The 22,324-nt window shown below is 46.3% G+C and carries 27 protein-coding genes, 12 tRNA genes, 1 rRNA gene and 1 riboswitch; of the genes, 7 read left to right on the top strand and 33 right to left on the bottom strand.

Annotated features, from left to right (window positions below):
- Nucleotides 1-33: 33 nt before the first annotated feature.
- The 4 genes from AC1DVJ_RS19655 to AC1DVJ_RS19670 all read right to left on the bottom strand — a co-directional run bounded on the left by AC1DVJ_RS19655 (nt 34) and on the right by AC1DVJ_RS19670 (nt 2,022).
- Complete coding sequence (locus tag AC1DVJ_RS19655; protein ID WP_477592924.1) at nt 34-369, bottom strand: hypothetical protein; 336 nt, start codon at nt 367-369, stop codon at nt 34-36.
- 93 nt (nt 370-462) lie between these two features.
- Complete coding sequence (lspA, locus tag AC1DVJ_RS19660) at nt 463-939, bottom strand: signal peptidase II (RefSeq protein ID WP_477592925.1); 477 nt, start codon at nt 937-939, stop codon at nt 463-465.
- 157 nt (nt 940-1,096) lie between these two features.
- Nucleotides 1,097-1,732: an HAD-IA family hydrolase gene (locus AC1DVJ_RS19665; RefSeq protein ID WP_477592926.1), complete on the bottom strand. Its 636-nt coding sequence runs from the start codon at nt 1,730-1,732 to the stop codon at nt 1,097-1,099.
- On the bottom strand, nt 1,726-2,022 hold the full coding sequence (locus tag AC1DVJ_RS19670; RefSeq protein ID WP_477592927.1) for a hypothetical protein: 297 nt from the start codon (nt 2,020-2,022) through the stop codon (nt 1,726-1,728). The genes AC1DVJ_RS19665 and AC1DVJ_RS19670 overlap by 7 nt, the downstream gene beginning before the upstream one ends.
- Nucleotides 2,023-2,186: 164 nt before the next feature.
- On the opposite strand from AC1DVJ_RS19670, the gene AC1DVJ_RS19675 reads away from it, so the two are divergent.
- The gene (locus AC1DVJ_RS19675; RefSeq protein ID WP_477592928.1) at nt 2,187-2,792 is read left to right on the top strand and encodes a CcdC protein domain-containing protein; all 606 of its coding nucleotides are present in this window, start codon (nt 2,187-2,189) and stop codon (nt 2,790-2,792) included.
- Nucleotides 2,793-3,097: 305 nt separating this feature from the next.
- On the opposite strand, the gene AC1DVJ_RS19680 is transcribed toward AC1DVJ_RS19675, so the two are convergent.
- The 8 genes from AC1DVJ_RS19680 to AC1DVJ_RS19715 all read right to left on the bottom strand — a co-directional run bounded on the left by AC1DVJ_RS19680 (nt 3,098) and on the right by AC1DVJ_RS19715 (nt 10,142).
- On the bottom strand, nt 3,098-5,050 hold the full coding sequence (locus tag AC1DVJ_RS19680) for an ABC transporter ATP-binding protein (protein WP_477592929.1): 1,953 nt from the start codon (nt 5,048-5,050) through the stop codon (nt 3,098-3,100).
- 44 nt (nt 5,051-5,094) lie between these two features.
- Nucleotides 5,095-5,628, bottom strand: a complete 534-nt coding sequence (yyaC, locus tag AC1DVJ_RS19685; protein WP_477592930.1) for a spore protease YyaC — start codon at nt 5,626-5,628, stop codon at nt 5,095-5,097.
- 178 nt (nt 5,629-5,806) lie between these two features.
- The gene (locus AC1DVJ_RS19690) at nt 5,807-6,463 is read right to left on the bottom strand and encodes a hypothetical protein (protein WP_477592931.1); all 657 of its coding nucleotides are present in this window, start codon (nt 6,461-6,463) and stop codon (nt 5,807-5,809) included.
- Nucleotides 6,464-6,649: 186 nt separating this feature from the next.
- A complete protein-coding gene (locus AC1DVJ_RS19695) occupies nt 6,650-7,540 on the bottom strand; it encodes a C40 family peptidase (RefSeq protein WP_477592932.1) in 891 nt (296 codons plus the stop codon).
- A gap of 3 nt (nt 7,541-7,543) precedes the next feature.
- Nucleotides 7,544-7,706: riboswitch (cyclic di-AMP (ydaO/yuaA leader) on the bottom strand.
- Nucleotides 7,707-7,848: 142 nt separating this feature from the next.
- Nucleotides 7,849-8,361: a GNAT family N-acetyltransferase gene (locus tag AC1DVJ_RS19700; RefSeq protein WP_477592933.1), complete on the bottom strand. Its 513-nt coding sequence runs from the start codon at nt 8,359-8,361 to the stop codon at nt 7,849-7,851.
- Between the two features lie 47 nt (nt 8,362-8,408).
- Entirely contained in the window at nt 8,409-8,579 is a 171-nt protein-coding gene (locus tag AC1DVJ_RS19705; RefSeq protein WP_477592934.1) for a hypothetical protein, read from the bottom strand.
- Complete coding sequence (locus AC1DVJ_RS19710) at nt 8,573-9,520, bottom strand: acetylxylan esterase (RefSeq protein ID WP_477592935.1); 948 nt, start codon at nt 9,518-9,520, stop codon at nt 8,573-8,575. The genes AC1DVJ_RS19705 and AC1DVJ_RS19710 overlap by 7 nt, the downstream gene beginning before the upstream one ends.
- A 328-nt stretch (nt 9,521-9,848) precedes the next feature.
- Entirely contained in the window at nt 9,849-10,142 is a 294-nt protein-coding gene (locus tag AC1DVJ_RS19715; RefSeq protein ID WP_477592936.1) for a hypothetical protein, read from the bottom strand.
- Nucleotides 10,143-10,936: 794 nt separating this feature from the next.
- On the opposite strand from AC1DVJ_RS19715, the gene AC1DVJ_RS19720 reads away from it, so the two are divergent.
- Nucleotides 10,937-11,272 carry an S-Ena type endospore appendage gene (locus AC1DVJ_RS19720; RefSeq protein ID WP_477592937.1) on the top strand — a complete coding sequence of 112 codons (336 nt, stop codon included), beginning with the start codon at nt 10,937-10,939 and terminating at the stop codon, nt 11,270-11,272.
- A 48-nt stretch (nt 11,273-11,320) separates the two neighbouring features.
- Entirely contained in the window at nt 11,321-11,692 is a 372-nt protein-coding gene (locus AC1DVJ_RS19725) for an S-Ena type endospore appendage (RefSeq protein ID WP_477592938.1), read from the top strand.
- 62 nt (nt 11,693-11,754) lie between these two features.
- Here the strand turns inward: AC1DVJ_RS19725 and AC1DVJ_RS19730 are convergent, their stop codons facing one another.
- On the bottom strand, nt 11,755-12,255 hold the full coding sequence (locus AC1DVJ_RS19730) for an S-Ena type endospore appendage (protein ID WP_477592939.1): 501 nt from the start codon (nt 12,253-12,255) through the stop codon (nt 11,755-11,757).
- A 440-nt stretch (nt 12,256-12,695) separates the two neighbouring features.
- On the opposite strand from AC1DVJ_RS19730, the gene AC1DVJ_RS19735 reads away from it, so the two are divergent.
- The 3 genes from AC1DVJ_RS19735 to AC1DVJ_RS19745 are packed head-to-tail and all read left to right on the top strand — an operon-like array spanning nt 12,696 to nt 14,140.
- Nucleotides 12,696-12,992 carry a copper amine oxidase N-terminal domain-containing protein gene (locus AC1DVJ_RS19735; RefSeq protein WP_477592940.1) on the top strand — a complete coding sequence of 99 codons (297 nt, stop codon included), beginning with the start codon at nt 12,696-12,698 and terminating at the stop codon, nt 12,990-12,992.
- Nucleotides 12,940-13,977 carry a S1C family serine protease gene (locus tag AC1DVJ_RS19740; RefSeq protein ID WP_477592941.1) on the top strand — a complete coding sequence of 346 codons (1,038 nt, stop codon included), beginning with the start codon at nt 12,940-12,942 and terminating at the stop codon, nt 13,975-13,977. Before AC1DVJ_RS19735 ends, AC1DVJ_RS19740 begins: the two co-directional genes overlap by 53 nt.
- Entirely contained in the window at nt 13,934-14,140 is a 207-nt protein-coding gene (locus AC1DVJ_RS19745) for a hypothetical protein (protein ID WP_477592952.1), read from the top strand. Before AC1DVJ_RS19740 ends, AC1DVJ_RS19745 begins: the two co-directional genes overlap by 44 nt.
- A 52-nt stretch (nt 14,141-14,192) precedes the next feature.
- Here AC1DVJ_RS19745 and AC1DVJ_RS19750 read toward each other — a convergent pair whose 3' ends face one another.
- A complete protein-coding gene (locus tag AC1DVJ_RS19750; RefSeq protein ID WP_477592942.1) occupies nt 14,193-16,595 on the bottom strand; it encodes a hypothetical protein in 2,403 nt (800 codons plus the stop codon).
- A 121-nt stretch (nt 16,596-16,716) separates the two neighbouring features.
- Complete coding sequence (locus tag AC1DVJ_RS19755; protein WP_477592943.1) at nt 16,717-16,965, bottom strand: hypothetical protein; 249 nt, start codon at nt 16,963-16,965, stop codon at nt 16,717-16,719.
- Nucleotides 16,966-17,034: 69 nt separating this feature from the next.
- On the opposite strand from AC1DVJ_RS19755, the gene AC1DVJ_RS19760 reads away from it, so the two are divergent.
- Entirely contained in the window at nt 17,035-17,670 is a 636-nt protein-coding gene (locus AC1DVJ_RS19760; RefSeq protein ID WP_477592944.1) for a site-specific integrase, read from the top strand.
- Between the two features lie 84 nt (nt 17,671-17,754).
- On the opposite strand, the gene AC1DVJ_RS19765 is transcribed toward AC1DVJ_RS19760, so the two are convergent.
- The 18 genes from AC1DVJ_RS19765 to rrf form a co-directional block, all read right to left on the bottom strand.
- Nucleotides 17,755-17,825, bottom strand: a tRNA-Gly gene (locus AC1DVJ_RS19765).
- 18 nt (nt 17,826-17,843) lie between these two features.
- Nucleotides 17,844-17,920: transfer RNA gene (locus tag AC1DVJ_RS19770), tRNA-Pro, on the bottom strand.
- Between the two features lie 20 nt (nt 17,921-17,940).
- Nucleotides 17,941-18,017: transfer RNA gene (locus AC1DVJ_RS19775), tRNA-Arg, on the bottom strand.
- 6 nt (nt 18,018-18,023) lie between these two features.
- Nucleotides 18,024-18,098 (bottom strand) — tRNA-Gly (locus tag AC1DVJ_RS19780).
- 102 nt (nt 18,099-18,200) lie between these two features.
- Nucleotides 18,201-18,899 (bottom strand): AIM24 family protein, encoded by a 699-nt coding sequence (locus AC1DVJ_RS19785; RefSeq protein WP_477592945.1) that lies wholly within the window; start codon nt 18,897-18,899, stop codon nt 18,201-18,203.
- A 26-nt stretch (nt 18,900-18,925) separates the two neighbouring features.
- Nucleotides 18,926-19,384, bottom strand: coding sequence for an SH3 domain-containing protein (locus tag AC1DVJ_RS19790; protein ID WP_477592946.1), 459 nt, complete (start codon nt 19,382-19,384; stop codon nt 18,926-18,928).
- Between the two features lie 57 nt (nt 19,385-19,441).
- Nucleotides 19,442-20,068, bottom strand: a complete 627-nt coding sequence (locus AC1DVJ_RS19795; protein ID WP_477592947.1) for a GyrI-like domain-containing protein — start codon at nt 20,066-20,068, stop codon at nt 19,442-19,444.
- 132 nt (nt 20,069-20,200) lie between these two features.
- Nucleotides 20,201-20,710: a ferritin gene (locus AC1DVJ_RS19800; protein ID WP_477592948.1), complete on the bottom strand. Its 510-nt coding sequence runs from the start codon at nt 20,708-20,710 to the stop codon at nt 20,201-20,203.
- 113 nt (nt 20,711-20,823) lie between these two features.
- A complete protein-coding gene (locus AC1DVJ_RS19805; RefSeq protein WP_477592949.1) occupies nt 20,824-21,075 on the bottom strand; it encodes a DUF1450 domain-containing protein in 252 nt (83 codons plus the stop codon).
- Between the two features lie 157 nt (nt 21,076-21,232).
- A tRNA-Leu gene (locus AC1DVJ_RS19810) sits at nt 21,233-21,312 on the bottom strand.
- A gap of 19 nt (nt 21,313-21,331) precedes the next feature.
- A tRNA-Lys gene (locus AC1DVJ_RS19815) sits at nt 21,332-21,407 on the bottom strand.
- A 19-nt stretch (nt 21,408-21,426) separates the two neighbouring features.
- Nucleotides 21,427-21,503 (bottom strand) — tRNA-Asp (locus tag AC1DVJ_RS19820).
- 32 nt (nt 21,504-21,535) lie between these two features.
- A tRNA-Met gene (locus AC1DVJ_RS19825) sits at nt 21,536-21,612 on the bottom strand.
- A gap of 73 nt (nt 21,613-21,685) precedes the next feature.
- Nucleotides 21,686-21,761 (bottom strand) — tRNA-Val (locus tag AC1DVJ_RS19830).
- 18 nt (nt 21,762-21,779) lie between these two features.
- Nucleotides 21,780-21,854 (bottom strand) — tRNA-Glu (locus AC1DVJ_RS19835).
- Between the two features lie 36 nt (nt 21,855-21,890).
- Nucleotides 21,891-21,982, bottom strand: a tRNA-Ser gene (locus AC1DVJ_RS19840).
- A 29-nt stretch (nt 21,983-22,011) separates the two neighbouring features.
- A tRNA-Asn gene (locus AC1DVJ_RS19845) sits at nt 22,012-22,087 on the bottom strand.
- A 5-nt stretch (nt 22,088-22,092) separates the two neighbouring features.
- Nucleotides 22,093-22,209 (bottom strand): 5S ribosomal RNA (gene rrf / locus AC1DVJ_RS19850).
- Nucleotides 22,210-22,324: the final 115 nt, after the last annotated feature.

The following is a 22,324-nucleotide window of genomic DNA, read 5'->3' on the forward strand; positions in this document are numbered from 1 at the left end:
AGAAAACCTCTATCGAGGTAACATAACAACTAGTTACGTTTTCGTTAATACTCTGCCTTTAACCGCTAATTCGAGCTCTTCCAGACTTGTGATACCCAAGCTAACCAGCGCATCGCCTGCTTCCATATAAACATTGGCTAGGATATGCATACTTGTGTGTGGCACAAGTGATTTACGAAACTCGTGAAAAAGTACCACATTATACGTTTTGAGAACCGTCATAAACTCGACTGTTGGCGGGATAAATCCGCGAATTTCAGAGGACCGCCAGAAAAATTCCCTCACATGCATAATATCGGAACCCGTGCGGTTCAACTTTCGAATCATCGCAAAAAACTCATCAACAAGTAGTTGTCGATCGACTTTCATGTGACCATCCCTCCAATAACGTATTCCTACTTGAAGGATAACACAATTAGTCCTTTATATCTATACAGATTCTAATTTTATGGGCTTTTATACCTATGAGGATTGTGAACCCTCCCTATTTCCCTTCAATTTACCCTTCTGCGATAACAGCATGTCCACCACATAGAGCACAACACCCAAATTAATGGCAATATCAGCTAGATTCATGACACCATTTCCGGAGTGAACGACAATGAAATCCGTGACCTTTCCGAATAGAAGCCGTTCTATTCCGTTGCCAATTGCCCCACCAACTAAGAGCGCAGCTGCGCTTTGTTTTAACGGACCTGGAAGCCCCCCATTTCTGCGATACCACCAGATCCCTACGACAATAAGAACCGCAAGTATGCCCAATACGGGAGCCCATCCCTGTAGTGAACTGCCTGCTGCCCCGCTATTTTGATAATAAGTAAACGAAATGAAATCTTTATAAAAGGGCATGGATTCCCCAACCTTCATCACCGAGCGTATCCAATACTTAGACAGCTGATCGACAGCCGTAATCACAAGGATAATCGAATAAAAAAGCATGCTATCTCTCCCATCGCTTATCTGACTTCATCTTTCTCCGTCTTATTTTACTTGAAAAGAAAGGTTAACTGCTAATTCTGCGCTGTGCGCCTTCATGACAACACGAAAAGCCCCCCCAGTCCTCCTGTGGCGGCTCCTGCTATTCATTTTTCTCAACTTAACTTAAGCTCGCTAGCATCCGATACAGCTCTCCAGGGGTGTTTGCGATGTGGTCCGGATTTCCACTAAGCAGCAGTTGGGGAGAATCATACCCCCATGTCACAGCGACGATAGGCACCCCTAATTTCTTACACGATTCAATATCCCGTAATTCGTCACCGACATAAATCATGCGCGCGGGCGTGGTTCCCCATTGTTTCATCACTTTCCGAATTGAGTGGTGCTTGCCGAAAATATGCTTCGCTGAAATGATCTCCTTAAACGCACCCTCCAGCTTGTTTTTTTTCAGGAATAGACGGATATTCGCTTCTGAATTGGAAGAAAGGATCGAACTCTTAACCCCCTGTGCAGAGAGCTTCGCAATGACCTCTTTCATACCAGGCACAATATGCAGCGATCGAATATTCTCGTGATACAGCTGCCGCCCAGTCACCATGAGCTTAGGAATTTGGAGCACGGGCACTCCCAGGCGATCCACTCGTTCAGAAATCGACATCGAGCGTAAAGGGGCCAAGTCCTGTTCACGTATGGGGCGGAAACGATATTGACTCGCCATTTCATTATAGAGTTTAACCAGCAACGCCCTGGAATCGACAAGTGTCCCGTCAAAATCAAACAGTACGTGTTTTACCATGTGGGTGTATATACAAATAAGGCCGGACCCTCGGGCGGCACTTGGCGGATTTGATTATGTTTAAACTCCTGGGCTGGATCTAGGACAACATGCGGATTGCTTACGAGTCGCATATCCTCCCACACACAGGAAACGCCTTGCTTGTAACCCACTGCTCCACCTGCGAACATTTTACACCCTTTGCAAAATTGCTCCTTTTGTTGCGCGTCCAGCTTCACGATTTTATTACGAAGACAACAGTAAATTTCATTAACTTCGTTACATACATTAACATGAGTGATCAGAGCCATTTACCGTCAACTCCTTGCGGCACTTAGAGTGTGTAATAGTAAGTTTATCGAACTACTATTAAGTGTATGACATAATTTTGTAAACGGAATAACATTTCTCACGATGGGCCGTCCAAATTTGCTACAATAAGGAAATACGATGACAGGTTTGGAGGTGCTCCCCCATGCAGGACGCATTGCATTATGTGATTCCGTTCCTTATCTTTGGTTTTTTTATCTATCGACGGGCAAAGCGCACCATTGGCTTTCAAAAGCTTTCCCGCGGCAGACTCACCTTTCGTCTGTCCGTATTTAGCCTCTTCGGGGGGATCATTTTCCTCCTTGGCTTCGTGCACCCCATCCATTTCATCGGCTATCTGATCGGACTTGCAGGTGGCGCCCTGCTTGGGCGAACCGCCATTCGCCATACCCGCTTCGAGCATCGGAGTGATGGTTGGTACTATCGCACACATCTCTGGATCGAAGTTACCGTCCTTGTTCTATTCCTTGGTCGCATCGCGTATCGCTACGCTGCTATTGCCATTTCCACGGGGTCAACAACGACCATTACTCCAGCTGATTTCTCACAGTTTACGAGAGATCCTGTCACCGCAGGTGTCTTCTTCATCATTGTGTCGTACTATATATTGTTTTTCGGTTACTTACTGCGTGAAGGAGCCAAACTGGATCCGGCAGCGTTGGCGGAAAACGATAGCGGCGATTCGATTGCCGGCCATGCTGGCTCCATCGCGGGAGCAGCTAGCCCTCAGGGGAATGTTCGGGTGGAGTAACGGACTCATTTCTCTGATTTGAGTGGAGTTGTCCAGTCAAATCTCTAATTTGGCTTACTAGTTTTCTCCTCGCCCTACTCCTGCGTTAAATTCGAACACTTATGCCAGCTACTTGTTCATTTAAACAAATTAAGCACTTAACAACGAAAGGGATGTTCCCCATGGTCAATTGACCTTGGGAACATCCCTTTTTTATTTACCATTCGGTGGGCGATGCTCGACTTTAGTGCCCTTTTGGGGCGTTAACCACTGCACCGCAGGCGATCCGCCCTGCTGTATGGCCCTTTTCGGGCCTTACAGCCCGCCTACTTCGCTGCCTCCTCGGCAGCTTTCGCGAACTGCGTGCTGTACAGCCGCGCGTACAGCCCTTCCAGTGCGAGCAGCTCGCTGTGCGTGCCCCGCTCCACGACGCCGCCCGCCTCGATCACCAGAATGTGGTCGGCGGCAAGCACCGTGGAGAGCCGGTGCGCGATCACGAGCGTCGTGCGCCCTTGCATCAGCTCCTCGAGCGCCGCCTGCACATAGGACTCGGATTCCGAGTCCAAGTGCGACGTCGCCTCATCGAGGATGAGGATGCGCGGGCGCTTCAGGATCGCGCGAGCAATCGCGATCCGCTGGCGCTCGCCACCCGAGAGCCGGTGGCCGCGCTCTCCGACCATCGTGTCGTACCCTTCGGGGAGCGACACGATGAAGTCGTGGATGTAGGCCTGCCGGCAAGCGGCCTCCATCTCCTCACGCGTAGCGTCCTCCCGCGCAAAGCGCAAGTTGTCGCCAATGGTCGCGTGGAACAGAAAAGACTCCTGCGTCACATACGCGATCTGCGCGCGCAGCGACGCTAACCCCACGTCGCGGACGTTCACGCCGTCGACCTCGACAACGCCGGCCGTCGGGTCGTACAGCCGCGCGATCATCCCGATCAGCGTCGACTTCCCGGCGCCGCTAGGTCCAACGAGCGCGACCATCTCACCAGGCTGCGCCTCAAAGGTCACGTCGCGCAGCGCATACTGAATTGGCTTCTCCTTAAGCCCCGCTTTAACTTGATCCCTCGGCTTCCCTTCCTGCCCCGCTTCGCCCCGATCCCTCGGCTTCCCTTCCCGCCTTGGATCCCCTAACTTCCCTTTGTGCCCTGCTTTCCCTTGTTCCCCTGCCTTATAAGCAAAAGACACCTGCTTATAGCTCACACGCCCCGCCACTGTCCCCAGCTGGCGCGCGCCCTCAGAATCCATAACATCAGGCTCCATGTCCTGATACTCAAAAATACGCTGGAAAACCCCCAATGCTGTCGCTACCTCTACTTGCAGGTTCAACAGTGTCCCTACAGGCATATACAACCGCCCTAAGTACGCCGTGAACGCGACGATAGAGCCTAACGTCATATCTCCCTGAATAACGGAGTAGCCTCCATAGATATAAATAATTGCCGTGCCTAACGGCCCTAGCGTGCTCGTTGCCATCCCGAACCAACGACCGACGAGATTGAGCCGCAGCTCGAGATCCATCACCTTTTGATTCATCGTCGTGAATTCAAGCTCCTGCTGCTTCTCTCTGCCAAAAATCCGCGTCAATAACGCACCTGAGATGCCGAAGTTCTCATTCAGCTGTGAGGTAATGTCCGAGCGCACCTTCTGCGTTTCAAGTCTCAATGCTTTCCGCACCTTGGATACCTTTTTCACAGGCAGCACGAAAAGAGGAAGAATCAGCACTGAAATGATCGCTAGCTTCCAATCTAGTGCAAACAAGATGCCAATTGTCGTGAAGACAATTACGATCTGCGTGATCGAGGAGACAACGATCGAGGTAACCACACTCTGTACGGATTGCACATCGCCCGTGATCCGCTGAACAATTTCTCCAGAGCGCGCATCCGTGAAAAACGCCATCGATTGCCGCTGCAAATTGTGAAATAACGACTGCCCTAAATCCCGAATAACCCCTTGGGTTACTTTGGTATTGAGGTGATTTTGCCATACGCCAAGCACACCGCTCAAAACGGGCAGCAATATTAACAACAGCGCCATCACAGACAATAGCTGGACACGTCCCTGCGGGATGGCTGTATCAATAATTTCCTTCATGACTAATGGCGGGATCAACCCAATCACTGCCGCAAGCAGCGCCAAGCCTATAATTACTAAGAGCTGTCCCCAATACCTTTTGAACAAAACCAAAATCCTTCGTATCGATACATCCTTCAATTTCGCCTTCGGCCGATTCCGGTCGGAAAGCCGTCCCATACCCCCTGGTCCACCTGGCCCCATATCTCACTTATCACTCCGATCTTCCTTGTCTTTGCTGCCCTCCGCTACAAAGGAATTGCATAGCTAATTGCTTGGGTCACTTCATCCGCCATCCTAAGCACATGATATAACGAAGTCGTTTGCAGCACATTATACTGTCTAGGCCCATCCATATTCACGATCGCCGCAATCGTGTAATCACCAATGGGTGGTAACACTTTACCAACTGATTTTCCTGGAGCCAACGGCTGGTTCGAAAACTGATACAGGCCCACGCTTAATTTTTGACCCAAACAAGCATCTATCGCAATAACCACAACACCCGGTGGGATTTCCTGCAAGCGCATCGCCAAGTTACTGGCATCACACGGTGCCGCTAGTGTACCAATTACGTGTGGATAGCCTAACTCTGCAAGCTTACTTCCGACAACCGGCCCCAGAGAGTCCCCTGTTGAGCGATCCGTCCCTATACACACGAAAGCCAGCTTACTAGGCTTTAGCTGAATGCTCACGGCAATGTTTTGCAGAAGCTGCCCTAACTGCTCACCATTCACCTTTTTCCAAAACTGCTCCTGCAGCTCCCTAGGATCTTTCTCCATCTTTGCCTCCCTTTCAGGCATGTACACCTATCTCTTGACCTGTTGAATGATAGTTCTATTCTTTCACAAGGAGGTGGCCCATGTCCACATGCTCCCCCTGCCTTCGCCAACACCAAATAAGCGTTACTCGACTGAGCAAAGCCTATTCATTGCTGGTTCACTTGATTATTTAACCTTATTAATGCACCCGATTCATCCGAACAATCCGATAATAGAGCTGACCGCTTACCTCTTGCTCCACTTCCAGATACCCTTCTGAATGGACGTAATCTCCCAACAAATAGGCAGCATCCGCCGAATTTGCATGCGTTAGAAACAGAAGCGCTACCTTCTCATCCCCAACCACGAATCCCACCTGTTCCTTCACTTGAAACTTCTCAAGAATTTTCCCATGATGTGATCTCACGATATGATGAAACCGCCACGCGCCGTCCTCATTCACGATAAAATAAAGCACACGATTTCGATGGGCATTACTAAACTCCCGTGTCACACCGATCATACACAAATTCTCGTCCAAGCGTAAATATTCATCAATCACATACGATTTCAGTCGCAACCGATTGACATTTTTGCTCTGAATATAGTTTTCCATCTCATCTATAGAGCGGCGATCCTTCGGATCTTGCTTCGTCGCGTAGAATACTTCTTTAATAAACGTATCCGTCTGGAATTGCCTTGCCCCTTTGAAGTGGTTATAGGTTTGAAAAAATTGCTCAATCACTTCCCGAATGTCTTCCGGTATGGCAGGACCCGTTTCCACGTTGTACATGCGATCTGTTCGACCTGACAGTTTTATTTTATGAAACCAGTTTTTCCAGACACTGACTTGCATGACGTACGCGTCACCTACTTTCTTCCAACCATTTTTTCATTATAGGCTATAATTCTCAAAAATTCGATAAAAATCGCAGATTTTCGCGCAAAAAAAGAGCGTCTGCCCGCTAATCTTTCATTTGTGAAAGATATAACGAACATACGCTCTAGAATCATCTTGCTTTTATCTGATTTAGTCCCTAACTTAAAGTACGCGTTTTGCGCCTACATATCTTGAGCTCCAATAGGAGCTAGCGAGACTATCAACCGTTACACCACTGGATGTGGTAGCCGAAATAAATTGATTATTTCCCATGTAAATACCCACATGATTAACGATGCCTGAAGCAAAGAAGACAAGATCTCCTGCTTTCAAATCCGTCACTCTCGCACCCGCTTGATCATACATTTGCACGGATGTGCGGGGAAGCTCAATGCCTTTGGCTTCATACAAATAACGAACGAAACCAGAGCAATCAAAGCCCTTGGGTGTTGTTCCACCCCATCGGTAAGGCGTTCCTTGAAAAGTCGTCGCAGCTTGAATAATTTGAGCTGATACAGCTGGCTGAACAACCTTTGCTACTGGGGCTACTGTAGGCGGAGGTGCAATCCAAGCTGGCTTGTGGGTCTTACCGTCGACTTCCACGATGGCGATTTTATTCGCATCATTCCAAGCGATCTCAGATCCAAACGTCTCTGTTATGAAACGTAGTGGAACGTAAGTATTTCCCTCCAGCAACGTCGGACTGCTCTCTAATTCAACCAACTTACTGTTCACGACAGCTTGCTCTTCGTCCGTTGTTAGTTGAATCGCCTGCTCCTTGTTCATTAGGGTGACGACGACTTCATCGCCTTGCTTCGCCCAGTCCACTTGATAGCCTAACTTCTCCGACAATACACGTAGTGGCACCTGAAGTGTACCTTCCGTATCAATAAACGGCTGTACTTCAGGGAACTGCACCAATTCGTCATTGACCTGAACCTTCACCGCAGAAGCGTCTGGCGCAGAAGCATACGCGGCAGGCGCGGCGAACATGGGAATAGCTGCGCCTAGAAGAGCGCATGAACAAATAAAGCTTTTTGTAAAAAGTTTCAAAACGTTGTGCCTCCTTGAAGCCTCCGAGGTTAGTTGACGGGTTCGGGAAGAGGTTTTCCCTAGTGCGCCCCATTAGCCTTTGACTAACTGAGCATTCATTCACCCCAAGTAAAGAAGTCCCCCGTACCGGAGCTTTTGATGCTCCGAGATTCGGCATTTTTTGTCTATGTTAGACTAGCATAGTTCGTTTTAGCCTGACAACTTTTTCGCGGTGGTAAGTGTTTCCATTTTTGTGTGATCGCGCACAAACAGCTACTCAAGGTAGAGTAGCTGTTTGATCACTATTTTGCCTAATCCGAGCTTACAGATTACTTATATACCTCTGTGTACAAGATGTTCTTGCAGGGTATGAACTCGGTTTCCGTCAATGGATCAGGTGAACTCATGATACGTAGAGGCAGCATCGCCTGCCCTTCTCTGAGAGGAGGCTGTGCATAAGGGAATAGGTTCAAATGAAAGCCACAGCGCTTATAAAATTCAATTCTCCGCTTTGCAACTGTCGCATCTGACGCATCCGGTGGCTCCACTTCTAGCACAATAGGCGTAGTACCACTGCTCATATAAGCCGTCAGCATTTGTTTGCCAATCCCGCCGCCCCTTATTGCAGCATTGACCGCAATATGCTCCACAAATCGAAACGTGCTAAAGCTCCAACTTGCCAGAAAACCAAGCATTTGCCCTTGAGCATCTCTCTCCACATCAATTCGATAGTTCGGATGCGATAACAGTGATCGCTGTCCTTCATACGTTCTTATCTCCGTATCAGGAAAAGCAGATTCCATGAGTTCGAATACTTCAGCAAACGAATCCTCTTGCTTCATCTGTTGGCATCTCCTTTTTGGTATAGGATATCCAACCATGCGGCAAATTATGGAGCAATACTTACCACAACTTCATCAAAATAAGCCTTTAGCAAATGCGTATACACACCGATCTTCCCTGCTGAGAACGTGCTGTCCGTTGCTGTAACAATAAGCTTTCGGCGTTTCTCCGAAGGAACATCGAAAAACGATGTAACTTTGTATGAAGTGCTTACCACTTAGAGAAGTACGCATGCGCTGCACTATGAAAACCCGCCGGCAGCGCATGGCCCATGAATGGGTGAACCTCAATGGATTTATTCTCAGATGAAATGTGATTATAGGCGGCAAATATGGTCTCCGGCAAGCAGGTCATATCCTTTAGTCCTACCGTCACATGAACGGGCTGCCCGATACGATCCCCGAGGTTCATGATATCAAAATAGGATAGCGTCTTCAGCACGTCTGGCAAGTGATCTGGGAATCTCGTAACGAATTCAGCCGCCTCACTAAGGGAACTGACGGAATTCAATAGGCCAAGATCCATGTGACACAGATTCGGCACATGGGCAACTGCTGCTCGGATGCGCTTCTCGAGCGCAGTTACGAGCAGGGTAAGCCCACCGCCTTGGCTCCCTCCGAACACGAATACGCGCTCGCTATTGATTTCCGGCTGCTCCAGCGCACATTGCACAGCGCGCAGGGAATCGATGGCAACTGCACGATAATAGCTCTTCTCGGCATCGAGGATGCCCTGCGTGATCCACCCCTTCGTCATGCCGTGCTCCTGCGGCAGCATGTTACCGCTATCGCCGCCTTGCCCTCGAACATCAACCGCAAGTACTGCGTACCCCATGAGCAACCAAGCTGCATGATCCTCGGGTTTCCCCTTGGAGCCAGAGTAGCCGGGGAATGTGACGACACATGGAACTTTCCTTGGGTTCGTTTCTACGTTCGGCAGCATCAACCAGGCATGGATAGGTGTTCCCTCCGCTCCCTCCAAGACGATCTTATTCACTTCTGCTAGTACAAAAGGGGATGCGACCGGCTCCCGGGTATAAGACAAGGTTTGTGAAGCCTCCTTGTAAGCCCGCTCCCAGAATGCGCTAAGATCATCTGGCGCAGTTAGAGCTGTCTGATACTGACGTAACCCATGGATACGACTTTCAATGGCGTTCATGATGACACGACTCCTTCTTTGTTATTTCTATTGTAAGTTAAGTGCGTATATCGCCTATTGTAAGCTTCCCATTGTCTCGCTGACAATCCTAAAATAGAAGAGCCCCAGTTACATGAACAAGGGCTCATCTTCAGCGAGAAATTAAGCTTCATAGCATCGAATCTCATAGATAGCAGCTCAATTATGCCTAACTGATACAATCGACTAAAAATGATGTATAAAGTAAGGAGAACTGTCTATTTAACCGTCTACAGCGATAATCCATTAAACGTATGGTGAGTGTACAACAATAAAAAAGCCTCTCCCGAATATCGGGGAAGCTGCTTGTCTAGTTCATAGACCGTATTTTCTTAGTGCGCTGTTTATCATATTCCATTTCGAGATTAGGCATTAAGTTCTTATTGCCCAACATCTTAAACAGCCATTTGACCTTTTCTTCATGCCATGCGTACTTTTTCAGCATTTCAGATTGAACAGCGACTAAGGCTACTAGAAAGCTCCGTTCCTCGATATCTCCTTCAAAACGATTATTAGCATATTTATCGAACAGATCAGTGATCGGATTATATTCAAAGGGATCAATTTCGGTTTCTTCAAGCAGTTTCAATTCGCGGGCGTTCATAGGATCACTTCCCTTTCAAATATTAATTGGCTTCATTTTAACACAAATCAGTTCTCAAATATCGGCGTTTAGAGTTTAGTGATCCAGGATCACCCAAACACCAAAGCAGCTGGCAAGAAGAAGTAATATAATCGATAATAACACCCAATCTTTGTATATTTCTCGATCCTGCTGTTTTTCCAATGCTTTAAAGCTGTCTAGTACAAGTGATTTTTCTGTATTTGGGCTTTTGCTTTTCATTTTTTGATTTACTTTAACGCTGTCTAATACAAGTAATTATTCTACTTTTGGGATTTTGCTTTTCATTCTTCGATACTCTTTATTAATTTCCTTTTTCGCCAAGTGACGGAACATTTTGCGTTGGTATTTATTCGCGTAGAATTTCACCGCTAATCTCCCCTTATCCGACTCCAATCTTTTCGAAGATTATTCTGCGTATTAGGTATGTATACCTTTAACTCACCCCTTCTCTAATTCAATATTAACCGCAGCCGGTTTACCGATTCTTGTTTGCTGCTCTTCAAATGTGATCCGATCACCGACCACCTTCAATGACTTCCCACCTGGTCTAGGAACGTCATCTAGCTGCACAATGTTCCTGATTTGTGGGTGTCACGTCTTACAAGACTTAGCGCTGTCAATTAAAAAATGTTGTAAAAGTTTATATCCTTGCTATTCAAATCGACAAATATCCGCTCATTTTTAGGTAATCCATTCCATTCTTGTCCATCCCAATCGAAGTAACTTTTTCATTTAATAATACCATGGACAACTAGAAGGGAGGTTTGTTCCAAATGTTTAGGGGATTTGCCAACGACGGATGCAGGGTTAATAGAGTCCAAGATAAAGTATGCCTAATCGCTTCAAGAACGCTAGCTCCAGGCAATTTAGTAGAAAGAATTTATAATTCCAATACCCCGGTTACTGCCACAGGCTATTTTAAACTCTTAAGCGCTCCCCCGGGTGCGGTTGTTCTAATTCAAAATCTAAATCAGGGAGTAGCTAAACTCCTCACGACAGGAGAAACCGTTGCGTTCACTTTCACGAATTTAACTACTATAATCATYGCTTCCATCCAAGGTGGGACAGTTACCTACGAACTCAGTTTGACTCCACGCTATTCTTTGTAAGGATTCAAATGATGAATTAAAAATAAACATGTGAAAGGATGTTGGATTATGTCATGTGAGAATGTTTCTTTCGGGTTTGCAAATGACGGATGCCAGGATAATAACGTACAAGATAAAGTATGTATAGTCGGTGCAAGAACATTAGTTGCTGCTACTGCTGAACAAATCTACTTCTCTAATATTGCAGTTAGTGCAACAGGTTACCTAAAGATTCTAAGTACTCCCACTGCTGCGACGACTATTACGTTGACGTTCTTATTAAATAACACTACTGTAACGATACCGGCACTCATCGATCCCCTCACCGCAGGTGAAGCGGTCGCGTTCACTGTCGTGAAGTTTGATGAGATATCAATTACTTCAAGCACTGCAGGAACAGTTACCTTCGAACTCAGTTTGACTCCCCGTTATTTAGCCTAATAACAGGGAACCGACCTTCGAAAGAAAAACCAATGAAAGCGTCAGCTTACAGTTGACGTTTTTTAATACACTTTTCTTCTTTTCTTTCTGCGTCTAATCAAAACAGGTCGAAGATAAACAGCGTACAAGCCTCTACAGAAACTGTTTTCCTCGCCACTACATTCAATTATTAGGTTTTTAATACTTGGAACATCGATCGTAACTTGTTGTTCCTGCTCGATACTCTCCGATATAACACGTCCATCCCCCAGTGTTACCAAAGCATACATAATACAATTCGATTTATTTTCGACTTGTACAAGTGCGGAAGGTCGGACATCCACTGATCTAAAGTAAAGCTTGGGATCGGAATTGCATTTTTGAAAAATCTTACCGCATACCTTTTCGGCGATTTTGCCTCTTCTTTTGAGATTCCCCGATTTTTTTTTACAGGAATTGCGTTTAGGTTTGCATCCATCCCCAACTTTAACAATGGTTGATTGTTCATTAACCTGTATCACGTTCGTACTGTTTATATGCGCATCTTTCGGCAAATCGTCGGAATTGTCCAAGGTTCGAGTCACACCACCCTCATGTTATCTTGAATCATTTTATTTGATCATCGGGATAAATGAATTAGACATCTATCCTCCATCCATTAAAAATGATGAATGAACCCATTATTGTGCATAAGGTCTGACTTTCTCCGATTGCGCAGAGTCTTCATTTTTCAGAACTGTCTTATCTGATTTAACTAACCATTACAAACCACCTACCCTACGTATTTTAGTGTTTAACTCTTCGGTTACTCCAGCCCACATCCTACACTCGGTGCGCTCAATCGCTCTGTGGAGCCTCCAATATGTTCTCCAGTGCATTCCCTTAGGCTTATGAGGTATTGGCTCCATTGTGTTCCGCGAGCCTCCTAACCGCGCTCTGAGCTTCTGTGACTTACTCAGCATACGGTCTAAATAGCGGTCAAGTTGTGATTGATAAGCCATGTTCCCACAATGCCGACATAGAAATGTTTTACCGTATAGCATCAGCTTGGCAGATCGGTGACTGCATTGGGTGCACGCTCGGTGCCACTGTGGGCTGGGTACAGGAAACTCAGACAGTGAATGCGCGAAATGCCACAATATCCATTAGTTTGCAAATAGGTGTAAAGAAAGGTTGGGTTGTTCGAAATAATCAGCAATCGTCTATTGATTTGGAGGTGGAGCCTCAAGTAGTCAATGGATCTACTTTGGTTCCGGTTCGGTTTGTGAGTGAATCCCTTGGTGCTGAAGTCTCATGGGATAGCGATACCAGCACCCTCTAAGCCCAATACATTATCTGTTGAGGAAGTTGGAAAACTGGGAGACCGGATTGTATACATCGAAATTTTGGATTCAAATTATAAACCGCTTGGAAGTGGCAGTGGTATTGTAACCAACGATGGGGTGTTAACAAATTATCATGTCGCTAAAGATGCAGTTCATCTTAAAATTGAATTTACAAACGGGGAAAGTTACATTAGTGATGAACTCTTATTAAAGGATGCTGACCGAGATCTCGCTTTGATTAAGCCTTCGGGCAGTTATACACCGCCAATTGCTATATTTGGAGACTCGTCCAAAATTACATTAGGTCAACAAATAGTTGCTGTTGGGTCACCTCTTGGTTATAAAAATAGTCTTACTACCGGCGTTGTAAGTTCAACAAATAGAGTTATTTCTAACTATCCTTTTATTCAACTTTCTGCACCTGTTGATCATGGAAGTAGTGGTGGGGCTCTTTTTAATATGAGCGGTGAGGTCATTGGAGTAGTATCTGCTGGAGTTAACAGTCAGGCAGAAATAAATTTAGCTATTCCATCAAGTGATGTAATAAGCTTTCTAGCTCGTACGAAACAGCCGGAATCACTTGGCAAACTGAGTTTATTAAATGTAGAATTAGAAAATTATTTGAATAGCAACTACTCGTCTCGTACTTATAAAAATAACGTTTATCATTTTACTTATAATGTTATTACACCAACTGATAATACAGGTTATAATATAGCGGTTAGTTTAACGGATATGAGTGAGTATTTCAAATATGCTTCGGCACAACTAATAGATGATGCTGTGTATCCGGCTCTCATATATGTGTCATACTATCCAACTGCGTTTCCTCAAGTAAGTATAAGTCCTCAAGGGACCGGATACAGAACTTTATATTGTTTAGTTTACGGAAAAATTAACTACAACGATAAAGTTTTCAGTTATACGCTTTATCCAGATGAATCATACAAGAAAAGTGTTAATTTACCCTGGGATTATTGATCTTGTACCGAAAGCATCGGAAGTTGATGCGAAGGACGAGTTGAAGCGTGCACTGCGCGCTTACAAAGGCAGCATCCTCCTAATCTCTCACGAACCTGACTTCTATCGCGATTTAGTGACAGATACTTGGAACTGTGAGTCCTGGACAACGAAAGTATTCTAAAATGAAGAGAGCCTATCCGATCGCTTAGCGATAGGGTAGGCTCTTTGTTATTTTAGCCACCCACTGGCTTATTACTCACCGGCCCGCTGTTCTTGGCATTCGGATTGCCTTCGACTCGCGTCAGATTCCAAGTCCACATCACCTTGGCTCCGGTCTCCGTTGTGATTGTCTGGTTGCCGGTGATTGTCTTAGGGTAAGCCTCCTTCGATGTCATGCTCGCCTTCAACAGATCAAAATCGATGCGCGGATATATCGTGCTATTACTTTCCCATTTTGCCGAGCGAACATATTCGCATCCATGCGGAGTCTGTATATATGTGATCTTCAAAGGATGGTCTGGTTGAGATGAATTAATATATCCGAAGGTTGGCTCAAACTTGAATGTATATCCCTCTTTTTCAGAGCCGGTTCTGGTTAATCTTCCGCCCGCTTTGCCTGCAAACGAAAATTGACCCGAACTTGAGCCTTCCCTCGTTGTGGTCACCGTCCCGCCGTAACACTCACCCGTATTGCTCGTAGACACTCGGTACTGGGATGAAGCCTTCACTGTCCCCTGACTGTCGCTTACCAACATGGGACCACCGAATTTCATATCGCTAAGCGAACTCAGGGTCATATTCCAGCGTCCGTATGCATTCGTCTTATATGTCTCGCTTCCGCCGCCGAGATCATTCGTTTCCTCCCATTGCGATACAGCCGATACCCAACCCTCATAGGAATACTGCACATACTCTGGTGCATGATACGTTACGTGTGTGTAACCATAAGCCTCTGGTTCAACCATTTCCTGGAACCATCCTGCAGCAAGATCGATCAAGGCGTCTGTCATCGAGAGTAATTCGAAAACTCCTGATTCCGCTGCGTCGGCCCCTTTACTTGCCGCGCCGAGCAAAATGCCAAGCTCCGGTGGTGCGCTGGTTTCCACCAATGCGCGGGCGGTGACAGTGGCGATTTTCCCCTTGCCCTCATGATTTTTCACCTTTTCATCCGTGACATCGACTACCAGCTTGGCTTGGCCCTTGATCTTGTCAACGCGCTCCAGCTTCATCTGCAGCTGGCCTTTGAAATCGAACTTATTTTTATCCAAACCGATCAATGCATGTGTACCCCCGCCTTGGACGAGGTCCCACTCTACACTCCAATTCTCAACATCAGCGGCGATTTCACCAGTATCAGTCGGCATAGGAAGACCTGCGAAAGACAGGCAATCCTTAATATCTTTGGCAAGCGGTGTTGCGGACCAGCCGTCCAAGTACGCTTTGTATTTCTTCTCGTTCACGCCAGCAGTAGCGATATAAGTAATTTTTTGATCCGCCTCGTCTGGCGCTTGTTTATGCAATTCCCCAGGCGCAGGTTCTATCTTAACTTCAATCGACCAGTAGAGCATACCCAGCTTCATCACCTTAAGCGCAAGGCCGAAGACAGACATGACCGTTTCTACGAGTTCCCCAAGCGCTTCGATCGCTAATCCTGTCAGCGTAGACACCAATTGGCCAATAAGCCCGATATTGAAGCTGGTAAGCGTTCCGACCCCGTTCTTCTCCCCGATCTTGCTGAACCACTCCTTCGCGTAAGTACATGCACCAGGCGCATCTGCCGCGTAAGCCACTCCGCCGCCAAGCCAATCCAGCAATCCGGTTGTCCGCTGCTGCTCTTGCGGAAGCGCTTGGATGAATGCTCCAAGGAACACTTCCATCTCGAGATAGGTCAATCGATATTCTGTCGGCTCCCAATCCACCACCGTCAAATCGACGGCCGGAAGCTGCTGTTGCGCCATCGCCTGCAGGAACAGCGGAGCGTGCGCGCCTGGCTGATCAGGATCATCTTGCGCCGCACTCACCCAATCCCGAATGCCGGTCTGCATCAGCAATACGGGGTCTTTCCCCTCGGCAAAAGGAAACCCGAAATCGTCCAGCATGAACGTGAATTGCTCCAAAGTGAGACGTCCACCAGTAGCCTTCCGGCTGGCATCATCGGTCAGCAGTACCAATTCCGGCGGAATGACAAACGTTGAGCCGGCTTGCGGGAAGGCATCTCCTTCAATAGCGGCAATACCCACCCCGCCCAGCACCTCTTTCGCCGCCTGCTGCTGTTCTTCCCAGCTCCCGTTAAGAATTCTCAGCGCCATCTGATGCTGCTCTTTGCCGCCTTTCTCCTTGAACACGGAGATAACATTAGTCATAAAACTCGGCCTAAATGCTGGGATGTAGTAGCTTGTGGCGATTCCCATGAGCAACACGACGAGCAGCGACACGGCGATCGTACGCCTTCTCGGGATACGGATATAACCGGCCCTAAGCAGTGCCCCTAGCTTTTTCAGCAGCCACCACAGAGCAATACACAGATATTTCACTATAACTATGAGAACCGGGATCAAAAAACTGCGCACAAACCGCCAGAGCAGCTGCCCGCTCACCTTCAGAACCTTACCCAATCGCTCTCCCCAGATCGACATATGATAGAACCTCCATATCACAGAGCAATTAAAATTGCTGATAAGCGAAAATATGTTATTGACCCTGCCATCATGACAAAAATGTCACCTTACATTTCCCTATATCGATGTTTGGCCCCTTCTAGTGGTCCTCTACACATGTATCATCTGGGTAATCACTCAAAATACAATACATGTTTTCTGGATGATCTTCCATACACTTTTTGCCTTCGGCAATTGTTCCAGAGAATCCAGAGAAACCATTATTTACACAAAGTATCATTGTATCATTAGTGTAATTCAATGATCCAAGAATGATATTTAACGGTTTCGATTCTTCTTCCTCCTGCTGAAAAGCTTTCTCTAACCGTCCAATACGAGCAATTCCCAATGATATCCCCCCCTATTTTCAAACTTTATCAATGATTTGAAGTCGCCAGGTAGCAGGAAAGATGGGCATTTGATTGAGGCATTGTTTAAAGAGCCTACGATATGGCGTCTGTTCTGTTTAGGTTCATTACTTGGTGGATTTCGCCGCGGTGAACTACTGGGCTTAGAATGGCAGTATGTAAACTATGATGAGCATTCAATCAGCATTCAGCAAAGCATACCTCTTACAGCAAACGGAGAAGCCATTGTTAAGTCGCCTAAAACGGAATCTTCAAAGCGGATTGTCGATATGCCTGAATGGTACATGCGTGAGCTAAAGGATTTTCATCACCAGTCGAAAATTAGTAGGTTAAAGATCGGGGATGCCTGGCAAGGTGGCGATAGATTTTTTGTATTTCATATCGGGTTCGGAAAGCCTTATTACCATAGTACACCTTCATTATGGTGGCGGAAGTTTCTTCAACGACATAAACTTAAACCTGTCCGGCTTCATGATCTCAGACATAGCGCTGCTTCGCTCTTAATCGAAGATGGCGTCGATTTAAAAACAATACAGGAGCGACTAGGTCATAAAAAATATCAAACAACTGCAGACATCTATGCACACATCTCAAAAAAGGTTAAAAAAGAATCAGCTTCTAAACTCGATAAATTTGATCCTTCTAAAATAATTCGTCAACAAACCGTCAACAACGGCGATTATTGATCGTAGCATTAAGACATAAACGAAGTTTCAGAAAACAAAAAAAAAGCCTTATATATCAAGGCTTTCAGAGTTTGTAACTTGTTAAGCGGGCGGCGGGAATCGAACCCGCGCGATCAGCTTGGAAGGCTGAAGTTCTACCATTAAACTACGCCCGCATATTAAGAAGTACTAAGTGGTCGGGACGACACGATTTGAACATGCGACCCCCTGCTCCCAAAGCAGGTGCTCTACCAAGCTGAGCTACGTCCCGTAGTGAAAATAAAGTGTAAATGGCGCGCCCTGAGAGATTCGAACTCCCGACCTTTTGATTCGTAGTCAAATACTCTATCCAGCTGAGCTAAGGGCGCAAATATTGGAGCGGAAGACGGGGATCGAACCCGCGACCCTCGCCTTGGCAAGGCGATGCTCTACCGCTGAGCCACTTCCGCATGTCGTTATTTCTCAATCGCTCAGCATGTGTTTCTCTGAGGCGACAAGGAATAATATATCAGGTATTCAGAACAAATGCAACTATTTTTTCATGCTTTTTATTATTTGATGAAAACCCCGCCAAATGGCAGCACTTCCCGAGCGATTCGGCGAAGAAAGCTCTCCGATTTCATATGCTCGTCCAATTTGGAATCTGGCTTACATGGTTGCATAAGTACATGACCATGCCCTGTAATCTCCCAGTGATAGTTCATATGCTGACTAGCCAGTGTATTGCCGTACACACAAGGTCGGAGCTTCGCCTGCCGCGGATAAGCCACAAGACAGCTAACATCAATGTACAAAGGTTGCTTAGGATCTAAGGCCATCTGATGCAAAGGACCCGCTGTCAACAAGCCTAGCGTACCGGGACCGTGAAATTGCATTTTGACTAAATCCTGCGTAATCAATGTATTCTTAAAGCTCTGCAAATGCGTTGTGAAGGTCACACCCTCTGTATAGAATAAGACATGACGAAACTCATACAATAGGTCATCTTCAGCTTCTAAAGGCACTACAGCCAAACTATAAGCTTCAGGCAGCCCCAATAGCAACTGTCCTGGCCCACTCACTTGTGATTGAATCAGCCGCTTTTTCCTATACATACCTGGAAGCTTCATTAAAGCATCTACTCTAAGCTCAGACATCCCTTGGAACGCTACAATTTGGTTGGGATGCAGCACATGTACGGCTTCGCCTTGCTCAAGCTGCAGTGTTGCCGTTCTAGCTTGTAAGCTCGCATTTTCAAAGACGACTTCCATTCACACAACCTCCTCACAACCGCTTGTTAACGTATCCCACCACGCTTCTTTCTCTGCCATACGAACAGACGAAACACGCGTCCAAGCAAGAAATAGCCTACAACCAACGCGGCTGCCGTAATGACCATGTAGGTTATTTTTCGATTACGTTTATCCTTATCCAGTGCAACTTGTTCCATTGCTTTCAACCGCTCTTGCAATTGCTCATTATCCTTCTTGAGCGACTCATTCTGGCTCAAGAGACGATCTTCGATTTCTTGGGACTTCCTGACGGCTTCCGATAGTTTGTCCTTCTGTTCTTCTAATTGCTGCTTCGTAGCCTCATAATCCTTCTGAATCTGCTCTACATTGCTTGGCAATTGATAAATTTCTTTCACCCGATCCAACCAAGAGGCATGGGCAGCGGGGGCTGGATACATCAACCCGATCATGATGACAATTACACCCATAGCTTGTCCAAACACAGTTATGCTGCGTATTCGCAACCGCTATCCCTCCCCATGCTTCGCTTCTCGACATTATCTTCTATTTTACAGCAAAAATCACCCCTTCACCACTTCTATCGCTTGAACCGGATACCGCAAAATCGTTTTCATTCTCGCAGGCTCTACCTTCCTCGGGTCCGATAAGTAGATCTCATGATGAAGTCCGCTGATACTTAGATGATTATGGACCATGTACTGATACATATGAGCCAGTGTTTCCGGTTCAGTCGCATACGGACCTACGTGCAGCATTTGGACACAGGTCCCCTCATGTAAGGATTCATAACCAACATCAACTATCACCTTAAGCTCCTTTTTCTTGGCCAATGCAACTCTTCGTGCTTCTTCCACCGTTTCAGCCGTTACAAAATCCGGCATACGAATCAACAGCTTCCAGTGCCACTCCTCCCTCGGTAACTCCAACGCAGTTCTAGGATCGCCATCCACCCACCACTGCCCTTCTAACTTCGCTACAGTGAAGTCTTTCTCCACCTTCTTGTTATAGCCCTTAACACCGTATGCGACCGTGTATAACGCTTCTGTGGCGCTAGCAAAGGTTGTACCGTTGGGGTCCCCTTTTCCTATGATTGTGACATAAGAAATAGGTGCAAATTCAACAATCTGAGGCTTTGTTGGGGCTGTGTAGTATGTTTTATAGGTTTTGGCCAAATCTAATTTCTCCATGATGCACTTCCCTTCTTTTCTTCTAATATAAAAAATAAACCCTGACAACCGTATGTCAACAAAAAGAAAAAAACTTACCTCTCGCAATTATGCGAAACAAGTAAGTTTTTGTCTCATAAAAAGGATATGTAATTATTCCGCAGCTGGTGGGGTAAATGAGCGTTGTGCAAATTCCGCATCCAACATATAGAAAGCATTGCTGTCTTTATCAATGCGCTTCAATTTATTAATAATGCTGTCGAACATCGCTTCTTCCTCAACTTGCTCATCAACGAACCATTTCAAGAACTGCATCGTCGCATGCTCTCGATCGTTCAGTGCTAAGTCGGACAGGTGATAAATGCGTTTGGTCACTTCTTGCTCATGCAAATAAGCATGCTCAAAAGCATCCAAAATCGATTCGTATTGATTGACTGGTGTATTCATACCATCAAATTCGACCTTTTTCCCGCGGTCATTAATAAATTTGAAAATCTTCATGGCATGAAACTTCTCTTCTTCTGCTTGTACCTTAAAAAAATTCGAAAACCCGTCCAAGCTTTCCGCAGCGCAATAACCAGCAATAGCCAAGTAGACGTGCGCGGAGTAAAACTCATAATTCATCTGCTCATTGAGCGCATTGGTTAGTGTATCGTTTAACATCTGTGCACACACCTTTCTGTATGGTTATCTCTTGCGTATTCCCCATACATACAAGATTACCAGAATTGTGCATAGAAATACAAACGGAAGTAACAATTTTAGTAGGTCCGCATTCAAGCCATCACGCTTTCAGCCTTAGAAGCCGTGATGATTTGTTTAATTTGAGCATAAAGTAAATCTGGTGACTCTGCGCAGAGCAGCTTCTTTTTCCCGATCATAGCGATACATTCTTTCTTGCAATGCCTGCAATTACCTAAACAGTCCTTCTTCTTCTGTTTCAGGTCCGGGTATTCATGCTTCAAGGATTTATATATTTGTTTGGATCCGAATTTTTCATTTCTACAGCAGTATTTAATCGTTTTCAATTGCGATCTCTCCCCGCCAAGTACGTGTGACTCTACTCTTTGATATTAGTGATAATAATAATCAATGTCAACCATAAAATGCTTGAGCTTGTATGCAAAAAAAGAGCTTTCTCTTATCCTCGTAAAAGGATGAAAGAAAACTCTTCTTGTTCTTGGATGCGCGTAGAGGGACTTGAACCCCCACGGTCGCCCGCTAGATCCTAAGTCTAGTGCGTCTGCCAATTCCGCCATACGCGCATGCTGTAAATAAGGCAAATGGTGAGTCATGTAGGATTCGAACCTACGACACCCTGATTAAAAGTCAGGTGCTCTACCAACTGAGCTAATGACTCATGTCTTGTAATAAAAAAATGGCGGAGCTGACGGGATTCGAACCCGCGGTCTCCTGCGTGACAGGCAGGCATGTTGGGCCACTACACCACAGCTCCACACTATTGTAGATCTCCTCTTAGTAAGAGGTTGGTTGCGGGGGCAGGATTTGAACCTGCGGCCTTCGGGTTATGAGCCCGACGAGCTACCGGGCTGCTCCACCCCGCGAAATTACTAGCATATTATTTTATTATTTCCAGAGAAACTCTAAGCCATCCAAATTTCTTCTGAAAAGGTAAAATGGTGGAGGCTGACGGGATCGAACCGCCGACCCTCTGCTTGTAAGGCAGATGCTCTCCCAGCTGAGCTAAGCCTCCATGGGATAAAGAAAATTATGGTGACCCGTAGGGGACTCGAACCCCTGTTACCTCCGTGAAAGGGAGGTGTCTTAACCACTTGACCAACGGGCCTCGTAAACAGGCTTTTCTTATGTAAAAGTTCTTATATGGCGGAGAGAGAGGGATTCGAACCCTCGAGACGCTTGTGACGCCTACACGATTTCCAATCGTGCTCCTTCGGCCAGCTCGGACACCTCTCCATGAAAAGGCCTGGTTTGTGAAAAATAAATGGCTCCCCGAACAGGACTCGAACCTGTGACAACTCGATTAACAGTCGAGTGCTCTACCAACTGAGCTATCAGGGAACAATGCTTGGCAACGTTCTACTCTCCCAGAACCCTGCGGTTCAAGTACCATCGACGCTGGAGGGCTTAACGGTCGTGTTCGAGATGGGAACGCGTGGGTCCCCTCCGCCATCATCACCAAACAGTCAAAGCGTTTGTTTGCGCCTTGAAAACTAGATACGAAACTTCAACGTAAAGTAATACTCTTAGGAATTTTGGTTAAGCCCTCGACCGATTAGTATTCGTCAGCTGCATACG

The organism is Paenibacillus sp. P4_A9 (assembly GCF_056402415.1).

Bases quoted from the DNA above. Each gene is read 5' to 3' on its own strand.
- AC1DVJ_RS19670 (WP_477592927.1), bottom strand. From the start codon at position 2,022: ATGGCTCTGATCACTCATGTTAATGTATGTAACGAAGTTAATGAAATT.
- AC1DVJ_RS19715 (WP_477592936.1), bottom strand. From the start codon at position 10,142: ATGAACGCCCGCGAATTGAAACTGCTTGAAGAAACCGAAATTGATCCC.
- AC1DVJ_RS19655 (WP_477592924.1), bottom strand. From the start codon at position 369: ATGAAAGTCGATCGACAACTACTTGTTGATGAGTTTTTTGCGATGATT.
- yyaC (WP_477592930.1), bottom strand. From the start codon at position 5,628: ATGGAGAAAGATCCTAGGGAGCTGCAGGAGCAGTTTTGGAAAAAGGTG.
- AC1DVJ_RS19690 (WP_477592931.1), bottom strand. From the start codon at position 6,463: ATGCAAGTCAGTGTCTGGAAAAACTGGTTTCATAAAATAAAACTGTCA.
- AC1DVJ_RS19680 (WP_477592929.1), bottom strand. From the start codon at position 5,050: ATGGGGCCAGGTGGACCAGGGGGTATGGGACGGCTTTCCGACCGGAAT.
- AC1DVJ_RS19795 (WP_477592947.1), bottom strand. From the start codon at position 20,068: ATGGAGAAATTAGATTTGGCCAAAACCTATAAAACATACTACACAGCC.
- AC1DVJ_RS19665 (WP_477592926.1), bottom strand. From the start codon at position 1,732: ATGGTAAAACACGTACTGTTTGATTTTGACGGGACACTTGTCGATTCC.
- AC1DVJ_RS19750 (WP_477592942.1), bottom strand. From the start codon at position 16,595: ATGTCGATCTGGGGAGAGCGATTGGGTAAGGTTCTGAAGGTGAGCGGG.
- AC1DVJ_RS19735 (WP_477592940.1), top strand. From the start codon at position 12,696: ATGTTTTACCGTATAGCATCAGCTTGGCAGATCGGTGACTGCATTGGG.
- AC1DVJ_RS19800 (WP_477592948.1), bottom strand. From the start codon at position 20,710: ATGTTAAACGATACACTAACCAATGCGCTCAATGAGCAGATGAATTAT.
- AC1DVJ_RS19785 (WP_477592945.1), bottom strand. From the start codon at position 18,899: ATGGAAGTCGTCTTTGAAAATGCGAGCTTACAAGCTAGAACGGCAACA.
- AC1DVJ_RS19710 (WP_477592935.1), bottom strand. From the start codon at position 9,520: ATGAACGCCATTGAAAGTCGTATCCATGGGTTACGTCAGTATCAGACA.
- AC1DVJ_RS19675 (WP_477592928.1), top strand. From the start codon at position 2,187: ATGCAGGACGCATTGCATTATGTGATTCCGTTCCTTATCTTTGGTTTT.
- AC1DVJ_RS19700 (WP_477592933.1), bottom strand. From the start codon at position 8,361: ATGAAGCAAGAGGATTCGTTTGCTGAAGTATTCGAACTCATGGAATCT.
- lspA (WP_477592925.1), bottom strand. From the start codon at position 939: ATGCTTTTTTATTCGATTATCCTTGTGATTACGGCTGTCGATCAGCTG.
- AC1DVJ_RS19745 (WP_477592952.1), top strand. From the start codon at position 13,934: ATGAATCATACAAGAAAAGTGTTAATTTACCCTGGGATTATTGATCTT.
- AC1DVJ_RS19725 (WP_477592938.1), top strand. From the start codon at position 11,321: ATGTCATGTGAGAATGTTTCTTTCGGGTTTGCAAATGACGGATGCCAG.